Source organism: Anaerobium acetethylicum, assembly GCF_900096945.1.
Lineage (GTDB): Bacteria > Bacillota > Clostridia > Lachnospirales > Lachnospiraceae > Anaerobium > Anaerobium acetethylicum.
Window position 1 is genome coordinate 1 of the sequence record NZ_FMKA01000052.1, and the last position, 15,077, is coordinate 15,077.

The 15,077-nt window shown below is 44.4% G+C and carries 14 protein-coding genes; 3 read left to right on the forward strand and 11 right to left on the reverse strand.

Going from position 1 to position 15,077, the window contains the following annotated elements:
• Positions 1-493 precede the first annotated feature (493 nt).
• From BJR36_RS18680 to BJR36_RS20470, 4 genes are all read right to left on the reverse strand, one after another.
• Complete coding sequence (locus tag BJR36_RS18680) at positions 494-1,798, reverse strand: TRAP transporter large permease (protein WP_091236949.1); 1,305 nt, start codon at positions 1,796-1,798, stop codon at positions 494-496.
• Between the two features lie 4 nt (positions 1,799-1,802).
• Positions 1,803-2,357, reverse strand: coding sequence for a TRAP transporter small permease (locus tag BJR36_RS18685; RefSeq protein ID WP_091236950.1), 555 nt, complete (start codon positions 2,355-2,357; stop codon positions 1,803-1,805).
• Positions 2,357-3,406 (reverse strand): TRAP transporter substrate-binding protein, encoded by a 1,050-nt coding sequence (locus tag BJR36_RS18690; RefSeq protein ID WP_091236951.1) that lies wholly within the window; start codon positions 3,404-3,406, stop codon positions 2,357-2,359. Before BJR36_RS18690 ends, BJR36_RS18685 begins: the two co-directional genes overlap by 1 nt.
• A gap of 88 nt (positions 3,407-3,494) precedes the next feature.
• The gene (locus BJR36_RS20470) at positions 3,495-3,698 is read right to left on the reverse strand and encodes a hypothetical protein (protein ID WP_091236952.1); all 204 of its coding nucleotides are present in this window, start codon (positions 3,696-3,698) and stop codon (positions 3,495-3,497) included.
• A 222-nt stretch (positions 3,699-3,920) separates the two neighbouring features.
• On the opposite strand from BJR36_RS20470, the gene BJR36_RS18700 reads away from it, so the two are divergent.
• A complete protein-coding gene (locus BJR36_RS18700) occupies positions 3,921-5,006 on the forward strand; it encodes a LacI family DNA-binding transcriptional regulator (RefSeq protein ID WP_169823786.1) in 1,086 nt (361 codons plus the stop codon).
• Positions 5,007-5,021: 15 nt separating this feature from the next.
• Here the strand turns inward: BJR36_RS18700 and BJR36_RS18705 are convergent, their stop codons facing one another.
• On the reverse strand, positions 5,022-5,843 hold the full coding sequence (locus tag BJR36_RS18705) for an AraC family transcriptional regulator (RefSeq protein ID WP_091236954.1): 822 nt from the start codon (positions 5,841-5,843) through the stop codon (positions 5,022-5,024).
• 190 nt (positions 5,844-6,033) lie between these two features.
• Between BJR36_RS18705 and melA the strand changes: the two genes are divergently transcribed.
• Positions 6,034-7,359 carry an alpha-glucosidase/alpha-galactosidase gene (gene melA, locus BJR36_RS18710; protein ID WP_091236955.1) on the forward strand — a complete coding sequence of 442 codons (1,326 nt, stop codon included), beginning with the start codon at positions 6,034-6,036 and terminating at the stop codon, positions 7,357-7,359.
• A gap of 314 nt (positions 7,360-7,673) precedes the next feature.
• Here melA and BJR36_RS18715 read toward each other — a convergent pair whose 3' ends face one another.
• The 6 genes from BJR36_RS18715 to BJR36_RS18740 form a co-directional block, all read right to left on the reverse strand.
• On the reverse strand, positions 7,674-8,369 hold the full coding sequence (locus BJR36_RS18715; protein WP_091236956.1) for an LrgB family protein: 696 nt from the start codon (positions 8,367-8,369) through the stop codon (positions 7,674-7,676).
• 2 nt (positions 8,370-8,371) lie between these two features.
• On the reverse strand, positions 8,372-8,728 hold the full coding sequence (locus BJR36_RS18720; protein WP_091236957.1) for a CidA/LrgA family protein: 357 nt from the start codon (positions 8,726-8,728) through the stop codon (positions 8,372-8,374).
• 117 nt (positions 8,729-8,845) lie between these two features.
• Positions 8,846-9,562, reverse strand: coding sequence for a tRNA 2-thiocytidine biosynthesis TtcA family protein (locus tag BJR36_RS18725; RefSeq protein ID WP_242875669.1), 717 nt, complete (start codon positions 9,560-9,562; stop codon positions 8,846-8,848).
• Between the two features lie 264 nt (positions 9,563-9,826).
• Entirely contained in the window at positions 9,827-10,039 is a 213-nt protein-coding gene (locus BJR36_RS18730; protein WP_091236958.1) for a hypothetical protein, read from the reverse strand.
• A gap of 65 nt (positions 10,040-10,104) precedes the next feature.
• Positions 10,105-11,136 carry a DUF2804 domain-containing protein gene (locus BJR36_RS18735; protein ID WP_242875670.1) on the reverse strand — a complete coding sequence of 344 codons (1,032 nt, stop codon included), beginning with the start codon at positions 11,134-11,136 and terminating at the stop codon, positions 10,105-10,107.
• 298 nt (positions 11,137-11,434) lie between these two features.
• Positions 11,435-13,681, reverse strand: coding sequence for a glycoside hydrolase family 3 C-terminal domain-containing protein (locus BJR36_RS18740; protein ID WP_091236959.1), 2,247 nt, complete (start codon positions 13,679-13,681; stop codon positions 11,435-11,437).
• Between the two features lie 252 nt (positions 13,682-13,933).
• Here BJR36_RS18740 and BJR36_RS18745 point away from each other — a divergent pair, with 252 nt between their 5' ends.
• Complete coding sequence (locus tag BJR36_RS18745; protein WP_091236960.1) at positions 13,934-14,701, forward strand: helix-turn-helix domain-containing protein; 768 nt, start codon at positions 13,934-13,936, stop codon at positions 14,699-14,701.
• Positions 14,702-15,077 lie beyond the last annotated feature (376 nt).

Here is a 15,077-nt window from a genome sequence, read left to right on the forward strand (position 1 = left end):
TGCAAAACATGTTCATTCGCAGCGCGCTCTCGCTTAGATGAAGACGTAGTGGTACGTAAGGCCGCAAAGTACGCGGCCTAAGTACCAACGTCTTCATAAAGCTGCTCATTGAATCATGTTTTGTATCACTGTTTTATAGTTGGCGAATGGGCAAATTGACGAAGGCGAACGTTGCAAGAGGGTTTTTGACATACTGATCTTACACATTGAAAAAATGCCCGTTCCAGGTGACTGTAATCATCTGGGACGGGCATCTTATATGTTCTATTATGGTAACTGTTCAGAGCCCCTGTCTCGCGAGGTGTTTTTATGCTGATTTTGCATAAAAACCTGAGACATGCGTGCGCCAAATTGCTGATTTTGCAATTTGTGTGCATCATTAAGTGCCGTGGTTTCACTTGCTTGCAAAGGTGAAATCACAAACGCTAAGAGTGAAAGTGTTTTTCTTTCACTCTGTGTGACTATGAAGGACGTAGTCCTGAATAGTTACCTGTTATTTAATCAGTCCTGCAGCCATTGGCAGATAAGTGCTGATTGCCGGAATATAGGTTACCAGCAGCAGACCGATCAGGATCGCTATATAGTACCTGACCATATACGGCATAACTTTTGCAAGTGATGTATCACCAACCTTGATACCTACAAACAACGTATTACCAACAGGAGGGGTGATATTTCCGATACAGAGGTTGTACACCAGTATAAGACCGAAATGTACCGGGTGCATTCCGAACTGCTTTACGATAGGAAGGAATAATGGCGTAAAGATTAGGATTGCCGGTGTAACATCCATGAAAGTACCTGCGATCAGGAGGATTACGTTCATGATCAGCAGGATTACGATAAAGTTATCAGTTACTCCTAACAGTGCCGCAGCGATAGCCTGAGGTATTCCCGTGAAGGCCATAACCCAGCTGAGGATATTGGAAACACCGATCAGGAATACGACCATACCGCTCATCTTTGCACTGTCTACAAGAATCTGCCACAGATTCTTAAGGTTGATGTTCTTGTAGAGAATACCGAGAATCAGGGAATAGACGACAGCGATTGCCGAGCCTTCGGTTGCAGTAAATACGCCGGCAATGATACCGCCGATTACGACTACGATCAATCCTAACGAAGGGATTGCAGCGATTGTTGCCTTTAACAGATTCATCCAGCTAAATTTTCCCGGGGTTCCTTTATATCCTTTTTTCTTAGCGATAAGCAGGGCTACTGCGAGACAGCATGCTGCCCAGATGATTCCTGGAAGATATCCTGCAAGGAATAATGCCGCTACAGAGGTACCTCCTGATACCAACGAATAGGTGATCAGGGCATTACTTGGTGGAATCAGAAGACCGCTTGGTGCAGATGCCGCATTTGTTGCCGCACTGATTTCCTTATCATATCCAAGTTCTTCTTCTCCCGGTTTTACCATGCTTCCTACTGCTGCTGCTGCTGCTGAAGCCGATCCGGAGATTGCGCCGAAAAGGGCGTTTGTTCCAACATTTGTTACAAGAAGGGCTCCTGGAAGTTTTCCAAGGATAGCCATAACGAAGTCTACAAGTTTCTTTGCGATACCGCCCTGATTCATCAGGTTACCCGCAAGGATAAAGAAAGGTATCGCCGTTAATGTGAAGCTTGACATACCAACGAACGTTCTCTGGGCACCTGTAACAACAGATACATCAAACGGAACAGTCTGTAAAACTGCTACTAAGGAAGCAATACCGATGGAATATGCGATTGGTACGCCAAGTACCATCAGTACGGCCAATACTACTAAGATAATTGCTAATGCCTGCATTGCCATATTGTTATTCCCCCTTCTTCTTTTTGCCGAGTTCTTCGAACTGCTCCAGATTTTCAAAAACAGCTGCATTCTCATCAGGAGGCAGTACTGAAATATTGCCTTTTGAGATATCGTAAATATTGACAACTGCGAAAATCATGTTTAAGATCCCGCTGACCGGAAGGGCAAAATAGAATACGCCGATAGGAACACCCAAAGCCGATGTCATCTGTCCCATGGCAAGTTTTGAGATGGAGAATCCGCCCCATACCAGTACGACTGCTGAGAAAGCAAATATGACCGCTTCTGCAAAAAGCGCTGCTGTCTTCTGCATACCTGGGCTCATTTTATCAACAACGACAGGAATGTTCATATGTCCTCTTTCGCTTACTGTCAATGATGCGCCGAAAAGGGCCATCCATGCAAACAGGTAGGAAACGAGTTCCTCTGTCCAAGGTGATGGGTTCTTCAGGATATAGCGAGTAACTACCTGCCATACTACCAGGATAACCATGGCAGCAAAGCTGACGCCGCTTAAAACGGCCATAATCGAATTTAATACTTTTCTTAATGCAGCCATTATTTAGCCTCCTCTCCGTTTGTCTGTGCCGGATACTCTACATTGTATTCCTGGATCATATCATAATATTCCTGCAGCTTTTCATTCCTGCTCAATGTGGATTCATGAATTGGAAGTACTGCTTCTTTAAATGGTTCCTGATCAGGATAAAGGAAGTTTACGCCCATTTCCGTTTCTGCTTTCTCTTTCGCTTCCGCTACGGCAGTTTCCCAATTTTCGCGTTCCACCGTGTTTGCAATTTCAAATCCTTTTTCGAAAACAGCCCTGTCTTCGTCTGACAGCTCTTCAAGGAATTCTATATTTCCGATCAGCATGTCAGGTATCATCTGATGCATATCGTAGGAGTAGTATTTGCAGACTTCGCCATGTCCGTTGTTGGTCAGGGCAAGTTCATTATTTTCGGCACCATCTATGATTCCAGCCTGAAGCGATGTATAAACCTCACCAAATCCCATTGGAGCTGCCGATCCACCAAGGAGTTCCATCATTTTTACGTTTGTTGGAGACTGCTGAACCCTGATCTTCAACCCTCTCAAATCTGCCGGGCTGTTTACAGGTGTGTTTTTCGTATAGAAGTTACGTGTACCTGCATCGAACCAGGTCACAACTTCAAATCCGGCTTCACCAGTTGAAGTATAGATTGGTTCTGTAAGTTCCTCATCGTCCATTACTGCATGGTATGCTTCAGGACTTGCGAACAGATATGGAAGGTTGAAAATTTCGAATACATCATCGAAGGTTTCCAGGATCGAGTTACTTGCTACACAAAAGTTGATCGCACCTGTCTGGGTAAGCTGGACCATGTTTGTCTGGGAACCCAGAAGCTCGCTTGGATATACCTGTACATCATATTTGTCTCCAAGTTCAGACTCTACATATTCCTCAAACGCAACCAGAGAAATGTGGATTGGATGTTCTGTCGACTGGTTATGGCCTACTCTTACAATAATTTTTTCCCCTTCTGCATTTCCGCCAGCGCATCCGGTCAGCATGCTGAAAGCAAGGGTCAGCGTAAGAGCCAGCGCAATCAGTTTTTTGCTCTTTTTCATAGTATTCCTCCTCAATTATTGCCAGGAATGTTTATATCCGGCATTTTCATTTCGTAATTATTTTAGTCTCAAATTATTTTGTCAATATCTACAACCAATGATAGCAAAAAAACGTTTTTCCGTCAACATCATTCTTTGACTTCGTCCATTTTGTTACTTTCTTATAATCCAACCATTGTTTCTGGCTATTTTCCCTTGTTTTTTTATTTATATTGTATATTTTTTCTTTATTTCCTGCTTTTCGAATCTCAAAATCCAGAAAAATTTTTCTTGTTTTGTTTTCTTTTTCCACATTTTATTATTTGTTATATTTTTCCCTTTTTGTACTTTTATTATGCATTTTGCTCTTTATTATCAAAATATTTGTTATCTTCACACTTTATAATCTGATTTTTCAAACATGTTTTTGAGCAAATACTATATATATCATTGCATTTTCTTATATCTTATGCTATATTTGTACTATTCTAAAAGAAAAACGTTTTTTTGTTTTTCTGATAACAAGGGGGATGTTATGAGTAATATAAAGGATGTCGCCAGACTTGCCGGCGTATCGATATCGACAGTATCAAATGTACTGAACAGCACAAAATTTGTAAGCGAAGAATTAAGGGCGAAGGTACTCTTTGCCGCAAAAGAATTGAACTACGAAGCAAATCCCATTGCACACAGCATGAAGAATAAAAAGAGCAAAACCATAGGAATTATCACTGCCAATATGTGCGACCTGTTTTATCCTTATATCGTAAGGGCTATCGACGAAGTCTTAAGCAGCCACGGATATAATATCATCATTTTTGACAGCCACAGCAATGGCGATATTTTTTCCACAATCCACAACGAAAAGCGGGGCTTCAAAAAACTCATCGCAAACAAAGTGGACGGGATCATCTTCACCTCTTCGGTTCCAGAAAATTTAGAAAACGCCTATTTCAAAAGCATCAGAAAGCTGATCGCAGCTTCCAGCAAAAAGATCGAACTTGTCAGCATCTTGCGTAACTTCACAAAGCATGACGTCACCTCGGTGTTCACAGATACTTTTTCAGCATCTTCCGCCGCTGTGGAACACCTTTTTTCCGAAGGCTGCAAAAATATCGGGCACATAACCGGCCCTGATTATCTCAAGGTTTCCTCCGACAGACTGCATGCATTCAAAACAGTCGTCACATCACGCGGGATTCCTTATAATGAAAAAACAATGGTTGCCTTCGGGGACTTTACCCACCAGAGCGGATACATGAATACAAAATTGTTGTTGAAAGCCAATCCTTCCATAGACGGAATTTTTGCCGCCAACGACCAGATGGCGGTCGGCGTACTGAAGGCCCTTTCCGAGGCAGGAAAAAAAGTACCCGGCGACATTAAAGTCATCGGGTATGATAATGCTTTCATTTCAAGTATTCTGGAACCTTCTCTGTCTACGGTAGACGTCGACAAAATCGCAATCGGCCAGAAGGCAGCCGCAGTCCTGCTCGAGCAGATGGAGACCAAAGATTCAGCAGATGTAAATGCAAAGGAAGTCATTGTGCCACACAAGCTGGTAATCAGAAAATCGACGTCACCGGACGCTCCAGAAGACTGGATAACAACGGAATGGTAAAGCACGACTGACCCGTTACTGCTGTTCCTGCTGCAACTTCTTATAGAAGCCTCTGGGTGATTCTCCATAGCGCTTTTTAAACTGCCTCGAAAAATTGGGGAGATCCTGAAATCCGCAGGAATACATGATTTCCGTTATGGTCATGTCATGGTCCTTCATAAGTTCTACAGCCTGGGTCAGCCGGTATTCCTGCAGATATTCCTGAACGGACTTTCCATATTGGGCTTTAAACACACGGAAAAGATGGCTTCGGTCAGTCATCATGGAATCCGCTATCTGCGAAACCGAAACAGGGTAGGAAAAATTTTTGGAGATATATGCAGCTGTCATCCTGGCCAGGCGCTTTTCGGAATACCGGACAGCATCATGTCCTTCAATCAGCGAAAAAAATTCATACAGCCGGGACTGACGATAGAGAAGATTCGACTCCGGCTGTACAAATTCCTGAACAGACCGGATGCAGTCTGCTCCCCGTTGATAATCCTCAATCTCAAATACAGGCTGCTCCCTGCTGATTCTGCAGTGCCTGACAATCTGATCCGCCTCAAGGCCGTTGAATCCGATCCAGCAGTAATGCCATGGATCTGTCCAATCAGCGGCATAATAGGTGACCAAATCTGGAAATATCAAAAATCCCTGTCCTTTTCCAATCTCATAACTTTTCCCATTACATTGGAATATTCCCTTTCCTTCCAAAACTATATGTACCAGAAAATGGTCTCTGACCGCCGGCCCGAAACTATGACCCTTTTCGCATGTTTCTTCTCCCGCCTGATGGATATACAGCGCTCGAAAAAAATCCAGATCCGTATCGTAAATCCTGGCTGTCTGCATCATATAACTCCTCCTTCTTACAACACCGAAACAACAATATCAATAATATATTTTTAATTTTACAACATCAAGACAAGTAAATGCAACAGCAGTCCATTTGATTTTTCTCCTTTAATGATATGATAGTTACAGTAGCAAGTGCTGTAACAAGTATAAATCGATTGATAGCAGTCTATCAGAGAGGAGTTTTTTTATGATCAAAATCACTTTTATGGGGGCAGGAAGCACCGTGTTTGCACGGAATGTTTTAGGAGATGTCATGTGTACGCCTGCATTATGCAGATGCGAAATCGCCCTGTATGACATCGACCAGATCAGATTGCAGGAATCCAAAATCATTCTGGAGGCCATTAATCAAAACGTAAACGAAGGCCGCGCTGTAATAGCCACTTACCTTGGAGCCGAAAACAGGAAAGAGGCCCTGCGCAATGCCGATTTTGTAGTGAATGCCATCCAGGTCGGGCTTTATGATCCCTGCACGATCGCCGATTTCGAAATACCAAAAAAATACGGCTTACGGCAGACTATCGCAGATACAATGGGCATCGGCGGCATCATGAGGGCATTGCGCACAATTCCTGTCCTTCAGGATTTTGCCGATGATATGGAGGAAGTGTGCCCTGATGCATGGTTCCTGAACTATACGAATCCGATGGCCATGCTGACCGGCTATATGCAGCGTTATACCAAAGTCAAGACAATCGGCCTGTGCCACAGCGTTCAGGTATGCTCCGAAGAGCTGCTCAAATCTCTGGGGATGGAACACGAAATAGAGAACCGCAAGGAATTGATTGCAGGCATCAATCACATGGGATGGCTGCTGGAAATCAAAAACAGAGACGGAAAAGATCTTTACCCTGAAATCCGTAAACGGGCTGCAGCGAAAAACGCTTCCGAGAAGCATAAGGATATGGTCCGCTTTGACTATATACAGAATTTCGGATACTACTGCACAGAATCCAGCGAGCACAACGCCGAATACAACCCTTTCTACATCAAATCAAAATACCCCGAACTCATAGAAGAATACAACATTCCTCTTGATGAATATCCAAAAAGATGCGTGAACCAGATTGCCGGATGGGAAAAAGAACGCGACAGCATTCTGAAAGATGGAAGAATCACTCATGAAAGAAGCAAGGAATATGCATCCTTCATCATGGAAGCCATGGTTACCAATACGCCTTACAAAATCGGTGGCAACGTACTGAACCACAGCCTGATCGACAACCTGGTAGCAGACGCCTGCGTTGAAGTACCATGCCTGGTAGACGGCAGCGGAATACATCCATGCCACGTGGGACGCCTGCCCGTTCAGCTTGCATCCATGAATATGACCAATGTCAATGCCCAGCTTATGACAATCGAAGCTGCAAGAACCAGGCGCATAGAAGACATCTACCGTGCAGCGATGCTCGATCCTCATACTGCCGCAGAACTTTCAATCAGGGATATCAAGGCAATGTGCGACGAACTGATTGCGGTACACGGAACGTATATGGATATGTATCATAACTAGTAACTATTCAGGACTACGTCCTTCATAGTCACAGATGATGCACACAAATTGCAAAACCAGCAATTTGACGCACGCATATCTCGGGTTTTTATGCAAAATCAGCATAAAAACACCTCGCGAGACAGGGGTTCTGAACAGTTACCATAACTAAATCAGAAACGGATTTTCAAACCAGAATAACCAGAAAACGGCCGCCGGAACATTCCAGTTCCAGGCGGCCGTTTCATTTTAAGGGCAGCAAATCATGCAGAGCTCGGTTTTTCATGCGAAATCAGCATAAAAACACCTCATGGCACCAGACTACTGACCAATTATCACCCTATCCAGTTTGCAGCCATGGGCGCCAGAATAACAGTGACAATACCCGCTACTGCTATGGAGAGGCCGCTCATTGCGCCTTCAATTTCCCCTAACTCCATCGCTCTGGCAGTCCCGATGGCATGCGCGGAAGTACCGAGAGCAAGCCCCTTCGCAATGGGATTACTGATCCTGAACAATTTGAATACCAGATCGGAAATAACATTTCCCAATATGCCCGTGATAATAATCACCGCAACCGTAATCGTCACGATTCCGCCCAGCTCCTCACTGATTCCCATTCCGATTGCAGTCGTAATGGATTTAGGCAGAAGGCTTGCATAAAAAGTATGGTCCATCCCGAACAGCTTTGACATCAAAAATATGGATCCGATACTCGTAACAGTTCCAAACACAATCGAAACCAGTATCGCCAGCGCATTATCCTTCAGAAGGCGAAGTTGCTTATACAGTGGAATTGCAAGGCATATGGTAGCTGGGGTCAGAAAATAGCTGATAATCTGCGCTCCCTGATTGTAAGCTTTATAATCAATACCAGAAAGCTGCAATATCGCAATGACCATAATAATAGACAGCATCAGCGGATTCATAATGCGCAGCCCAGTCTTTTTCTGTATGAAAACTCCTGTAAAAAAGCAGAACAAACTAATAAAAAATCCGAAATAAGCGGATCCCGACAAAATTTCTAACATGATTATTTCTCCCTTTTCCGTTTCTTTAAAATAAATTCTGCAGTTCTTCCGGTAACACCCATAACAACTACCGTCGAAACAACCGTCACAGCGACCAGCGGAACAAGATACTGCCTGATTTCAGCGACGTAGTTGATCAACCCTACTCCGGCCGGAATGAACATGATCGGCATCAGCTCTACAAGCTTATTGCCGCTAGTTTCAATGCTTTCAAGTTTGACCGCTCCTGCGACAAGGCAGACAAGAAGAATCACCATGCCGTAGACACCTGCGGGAATCGGCAGCGGCACTGCCTTATTCAGGTATTCGCTGATCAGGGTGATCCCCATTATAATCGCTATTTCTTTTGCTATTTTCATAATCTGCTCCATTCATTTCAGTCATTTTATTGTATATGCAAATTCAACAGTGCAAAGCTGCTTCGCCACTTTCAATTTCTGTGCCCTTTCATCTTCCACTGCCCTCTCAACTCCCGTTTACCATCCGTCAATCCCGGATTTCTGCAGAGCTCCAAACAGGTTGTCCTTCGCCTGGCTGTTCTCCTGCTGCATCTGATGCAGAAATTCCTTTATATACTGCCTTTTTGTGGTTCCATTGGCCGTGCAGGGATTTTTGATTGCCTGTATCCCGTTTGCATTCACAAAACCCTTGATTTCCTTTTCATGAAGATAAACCAAAGGCCTTATGGTGTAAAGGTCCTTATCCTCCAGATGGGTAACGGGAGAAAACGTATGAAACCTGCCTTCGTAGAGGGTACTGAGCAGAAAGGTTTCAATCGCATCATCTCTGTGATGCCCCAGGGCCACCTTATTGCAGCCTAAAGCCGCAGCAGTATTATTCAGGGCGCCCCGCCGCATGTTCGCACATAAGGAACAGGGATTCTTTTCTTTCCGCTCCTCGAATACGATTTTCCCGATCTGTGTTTCCACGACCGTATAATTTACCCCCAGCTCCCTGCACAGATCCTTTGTATAGGCAAGGTCGGTCTCTCCGATTCCAAGCGTCAGGGTGATTGCCTCAAGCCCAAATTTTACCGGATAGAATTTCTGAAGCTGGCACAAAGCGATCAGCAGGGTTATGCTGTCCTTACCGGAAATGCCGACCGCAATCCTATCTCCCTCTTCTATCATGTTATAGTCGGCAGCCGCCTTGCGGACCTGCCCTAGCAGTCTTTTCTGTTTTAAAAATTCCATGTCATATTCCTTCTATTCTGTTTCTTGTCACCAGGTGTTTCCAAACCGAGGTCTGCTTATTGATATTTACAGACAACGTTTCAGCTATCTGGTGCCTTAAAGTGTTTTTATGCTGATTCTGCATAAAACCCGAATATAAGTATAATCGCTTTATGATGATTTTTCAATTCCTATCCGCACTTTTTACCATTTATATCCTATATATATCCTGTATTATCCGTTTATCCATCTGCTTGTTCAGCCTTCTTCTGTATGAACTGTATTCTACCTGATATATTTTGCCTGGAACTCTTTTGTAATCTCCGAAAGTTCTTTTTCACCATCTATATATGGCTGGTACATCTCATATGGATCTATTGCTCCGTAGATTCCGCAGGCAGAACAGTTTTCACAGCCGCCACCGCCGCAGCCGAGCGCATCCCGGACTATCTTTTCCCGCTGTTCTCTTGTGGTATTCTTAATTAAATATTCTTCCATTATGAAAGCCCTCCTTTGTATTTGGTCAGAAAATCAACTTTTCTATCATAAGAAGCATTCCCTCACTACCACATATTCATAACCTTTTCGGCAAACCCAAGAAAGTCTTTTATCCGAATCACAGTTCCGTCATCCAAAACCGCTTTTCCCGTGAACCGTCCGAACACCTGATGCTGGTCAGATTTTATGACATACAGGCTCGTGCGGGAAGCCCTGTCGAGTACCGGAACAAACTCCATTTCAAAACGGCCGTCATCGCTCGTAAACGTCCATGGCTTCATATATTCTTCTTTTCCATTTTCGTCGACTGGAATATTAAAAGCTACATTGCCAAGTTTGTGGGCCTTTCCGTCATAAAACAGCATATTCTCTGTTGCAGCCTGGGTATCTCCAAAACCATATCCAATATTAAAGCCAAAAGGCACGCCGTCCGCCTGCCGAGATCCGCTTCCCCAGTACCATGTATTCTTATAAGTCCAGACACCCCGCCCCCAGTCAAGCACACCAAAGGAGTCCTCCTTCGCAAAAACATAGTCATTGCCTTTATAATTCACTCTACCTTCAGCACGCATACAGTTTATCTTCTGGTTGAAATAGAAATGTGCCTTCTTACCAAACGGAGTTGCTATCACCATGCTTTCCGTCGGTTCATCGCTCAATACAAGTCTTCCATAAAATGGTTTTTCTCCATCGAAATTTTCAACATGAAATTCCAAAATCCGGTCCGTGTTTTCATGACGGAAGCTGATACTGTAATTCCTTCCTCTGGCGGCAGCATCGCCCTTTGCAGATGACGGTGGGAGATTCTTCCTCCCTCGGCTTAGCGGCTTCATAAAGCTTACAGTCTTCTCGCAAGGTTCGTCAAACTGCAGAAAGGAGACCGAATCAAGCCCCATATAGGAATTATCCGCAATGGTCAATGCCACCGCAAATCTGTTATTGCCAATCAGATAATAATCCCACTCTTTAATCCTCCATCTGCTGGCTTTAATATCCGAACGGTCATAAGCGAATAAATTCTTTTTAGCATATCCCGGCTCCCTCAGATTCCCGCTATTATCCAAAAGGACTGCCGGTTTTGTGATTTCATGCTGCATTATTAACACTCCCTTCTGACTGGGCGCTTGATTTATGGCTTTTCCCACTGTTCTGGTAATATCCTGATTACAACTTATCCATTTTAAACATGCTGAAAATTGATTTTGGGTTTTGTTAAGTTTTCCAATTTAATTGTAACAGATTATACAGATGTTGCACCACTAATTTTCAGATAATTCTTCCGTGAATGAAATAACAGAACACAATGAGGGCACCGGGTCTTTTCAGACTCGGTGCCCTCATTGTTAATCATATTTTATAACTATTCAGGACTACTGAACAGTCACCATATTTTTTCTATTTCAGCAATTCGTTCATTTCTTCTACTGCCTTATTCATAAGCTCATTCGAAACATTATCGAAGCTTCTGAGTGAACGGATCGGCAGATATTTCAACATCGCTTCCATCATGGCCGCCCAGCTTTCATCTGTATTCTGTGTCAGGGACGCTGCGAGGGGAAGCAGATTCTTCTTCACATATTCCTCAAGTTTCGGGTGGTTCACGATTTCGCCGATCATTGTGTCTTTGGTCACTTCAAAAGGCAATTCCGTCTCGCTTTCGAATCTTATGGTTTCCTCAAACAGGATGTTCCTGGAAGAATTTCCGACCAGGATCGTATAGTCGCCGGTTGCGGCATACCAGTCATTGATTTCTTCATTGTACCAGGCAAATGCGCGCTTATCCAATTCCATGGAAACAGTCTTGGTTTCTCCCGGCTGCAGCGATACAGCCTCAAAGCCTTTGAGTTCTTTTTCAGGACGTACAGCCGCACCGGTATTATCCCTTACATAAAGCTGCACGACTTCCTTTCCTGCCATAGCCCCTGTATTAGTAACATCTGCGGATACAGTAAGGGTTTCGGATTCCCGGATATTCTTTTTGCTTACTGCAAAGTTCGAAAGTTCAAAGCTTGTGTAGCTCAATCCGTAACCGAATGGGAACAGCACATCCATTTTTTTCGTGTCGTAGTAGCGGTATCCCACAAATACACCTTCCCTGTAGAATACTTTTTTCCCTGTTCCAGGGAAGTTCAGGTATGAAGGGGTGTCTTCGATCCTTAACGGGAAGGATTCCGCCAGCTTTCCGGATGGGTTTGCCTTGCCGTAAAGGGTATCTGCAATGGCTTCCGCAATTCCTTCTCCGCCAAGATATGCCTCAACGATCGCTGTTACCCTGTCTGCCCAGGGAAGCGCTACCGGTGAACCATTGTGAAGGACAACGATGACGTTCTTCTGGACTTTCAGGATTTCTTCTATAAGCCTGTTCTGGCATTCCGGAAGGTTCATATGGGTCCTGTCATAGCCTTCCGATTCGAAAAGATCTGGCAGGCCGGCAAATACAACGACCTTCGTTGCATGTTTTGCTGTTTCAACGGCCTCGGCTAATAACGCTTCGTCAACCTTATCCTCTACTGCCGAAAAGCCTTCCGCATATTTGATGGTTCCGTATTTTGCGGCCATTTCGACTGTTGAAGGGACTTTGTATGAATTGATATGGGAGCTTCCGCCTCCTTGATAGCGCGGTTTTGCGGCAAATCCGCCGATAAACGCCACGTTCTCCTCCTGTTCCTTCAGTGGCAGGATGCCGTCATTTTTCAGAAGAACGATGCACTGTTTTGCAATCTCGACGGCCTTTTTATGATCTGCCTCTCTGTCGAATACTTCCATTTTCCTGTTTTCCACAAACCTGAATACGATATTCAGGATTCTCTCTACTGCCTTGTCCAAAACTCCTTCTTCCATGATACCGGTTTGAACAGCCTTTACGATTTCCTTGTCATTGACTCCGTTGCTTCCCGGCATCTCAAGTTCGAGACCTGCGATGACTCCTGCAACCCTGTCGCTGACAGCGCCCCAGTCGGACATTACGAACCCTTCAAAACCCCATTCCTCTTTCAGGATATCATTGAGCAGCTTCTTGTTCTCGGATGCGAAGATGCCGTTGATACGGTTGTAGGAGCACATCACTGTCCAAGGCTGAGCTTTTTTTACCGCTGTTTCGAAGCTCGGCAGATAGATTTCCCTCAATGTCCTCTCATCCATTTCAGATGAGCCTGCCATCCTTTCATGCTCCTGATTGTTAGCAGCAAAATGTTTGATCGATGTTCCGACATTCTGAGACTGCACGCCGTTAATATAACTTGCAGACAGTTCCCCTGCAAGAAACGGATCTTCTGACAAATATTCAAAGTTACGGCCACATAACGGTGAACGCTTGATGTTTACTGCCGGCCCAAGCAGTACCGATACATTTTCCGCCTGGCATTCTTTGCCGAGAGTCACACCCATTTCATGCATCAGTTCCCTGTCGAAGGTACAGGCAGTCGCACAGGCTGCCGGAAAGCATACTGCCGTGATACTGTCATTGATCCCCAAATGGTCCGCTTCGTCTGACTGTTTCCTTAATCCGTGAGGGCCGTCGCTTACCATTACTGCTGGAACCCCGAGCCTCTCTACCGGTTTTGTATGCCAGAAGTCCAGTCCTGAGCACATCCCCGCTTTTTCTTCCAGTGTCATCTGTGATACGATTTCTTTTATATTCATGATTTCTTTCCTTTCTTTTACCTCTGCCAAGTTGCAGTATTCTGATAGAATCAACTTGTTCCCTTAAGTAAAAGATATCATTTCGAAAACGCAAAGTTTATCATTATTTTTAGACTTTTATCATTCTTTTATGTTTTTCTGATTGACCATGCACCTTGGACGGATTACAATGGTTACAAGAGAGTAACCACAGATTGCTATTCAGTACTATGTCACAGACATTCAATATTTTTCATATAGGAGGAAATTCCAATGCACAGGCAGCCCGACCGCAGCAGTCCGCCCAACCCCGACATCGAATCAGCTTTAGGCTCAGAAATTTTCGAAAACCGGGAAAATATAAAAGCACACGGCAAGTATGCAGAGGAGCTTCGTTTTATGAATTTGATCAAGAACGGAGACATTGAAAATCTAAAAGAAATGATAAAGATACATACTACCGAGAACATTGGGCGCATGTCCCGCAATCCTTTACGCCAACAGATGTATGCGTTTGTAGCAGGCATAACCCTGGCGACCCGGTTTGCAATAGAAGGCGGCCTTGGGGAAGAAGACGCTTATCACCTCAGCGACATCTATATCCAAAAAGCAGATGCATGCCTCACTTCCGGGGAGATATGGGAATTAGAGCATCAGATGGATCTGGATTTTGCCCAGAGAGTACGCCTGGCAAAGCAGTCTCCCGCCGTATCAGCCCCTGTCCAGCTGGTGATCGACTACATCTTCAATCATCTGCACTTCAGGATAACCTTAGAGGAGCTTGCAGATCAGGCCGGATTTACAAGCTCTTATCTCAGCCATGTCTTTAAAAACGAAACCGGGTATACGATAACGGAATTCATCCAGAAACAACGGATTTCCGAGGCCGAAAGCCTGCTCCGCCACTCTGAATACAGCATCTCAGAGATAAGCCAGTATCTGGGCTTCTGTTCGCAGAGCCACTTTACTGCGGTCTTTAGAAAATACGCCGGAGTGACGCCGGCTCAGTTTCGAAAATCCAATTTTAGACGAAACTGGTAGCAGAGCAGCTTCGCTGCTTCAAAAAGAGCGGGCACTCTGCCCGCTCTTTTTGAATGATATTGATATTTTATTGTGTTTAGAGTGTCAAATTGATTTAGATTCCTATGTTTGCACCACAAATTGTCCCGTTCCCTTAAACTGATTAAAACACTCGTGTATAAAGGCACTATTTCATGATAAAACCCTCTCGCAACGTCCGGCTTCGTCAATTTGCACATTGGCCATCCAACACGCAGTGATGCAAAACATGATTCAATGAGCAGCTTTATGAAGACGTTGGTACTTAGGCCGCGTACTTTGCGGCCTTACGTACCACTACGTCTTCATCTAAGCGAGAGCGCGCTGCGAATGAACATGTTTTGCATCACGTCCTGAT

Coding starts and splice junctions, on each gene's coding strand:
- BJR36_RS18740 (WP_091236959.1), bottom strand. CDS start 13,681: ATGAATATAAAAGAAATCGTATCACAGATGACACTGGAAGAAAAAGCG.
- BJR36_RS18735 (WP_242875670.1), bottom strand. CDS start 11,136: ATGCAGCATGAAATCACAAAACCGGCAGTCCTTTTGGATAATAGCGGG.
- BJR36_RS18700 (WP_169823786.1), top strand. CDS start 3,921: ATGAGTAATATAAAGGATGTCGCCAGACTTGCCGGCGTATCGATATCG.
- BJR36_RS18745 (WP_091236960.1), top strand. CDS start 13,934: ATGCACAGGCAGCCCGACCGCAGCAGTCCGCCCAACCCCGACATCGAA.
- BJR36_RS18680 (WP_091236949.1), bottom strand. CDS start 1,798: ATGGCAATGCAGGCATTAGCAATTATCTTAGTAGTATTGGCCGTACTG.
- BJR36_RS18705 (WP_091236954.1), bottom strand. CDS start 5,843: ATGATGCAGACAGCCAGGATTTACGATACGGATCTGGATTTTTTTCGA.
- BJR36_RS18685 (WP_091236950.1), bottom strand. CDS start 2,357: ATGGCTGCATTAAGAAAAGTATTAAATTCGATTATGGCCGTTTTAAGC.
- BJR36_RS18725 (WP_242875669.1), bottom strand. CDS start 9,562: ATGGAATTTTTAAAACAGAAAAGACTGCTAGGGCAGGTCCGCAAGGCG.
- BJR36_RS18690 (WP_091236951.1), bottom strand. CDS start 3,406: ATGAAAAAGAGCAAAAAACTGATTGCGCTGGCTCTTACGCTGACCCTT.
- BJR36_RS18730 (WP_091236958.1), bottom strand. CDS start 10,039: ATGGAAGAATATTTAATTAAGAATACCACAAGAGAACAGCGGGAAAAG.
- BJR36_RS18720 (WP_091236957.1), bottom strand. CDS start 8,728: ATGAAAATAGCAAAAGAAATAGCGATTATAATGGGGATCACCCTGATC.
- melA (WP_091236955.1), top strand. CDS start 6,034: ATGATCAAAATCACTTTTATGGGGGCAGGAAGCACCGTGTTTGCACGG.
- BJR36_RS18715 (WP_091236956.1), bottom strand. CDS start 8,369: ATGTTAGAAATTTTGTCGGGATCCGCTTATTTCGGATTTTTTATTAGT.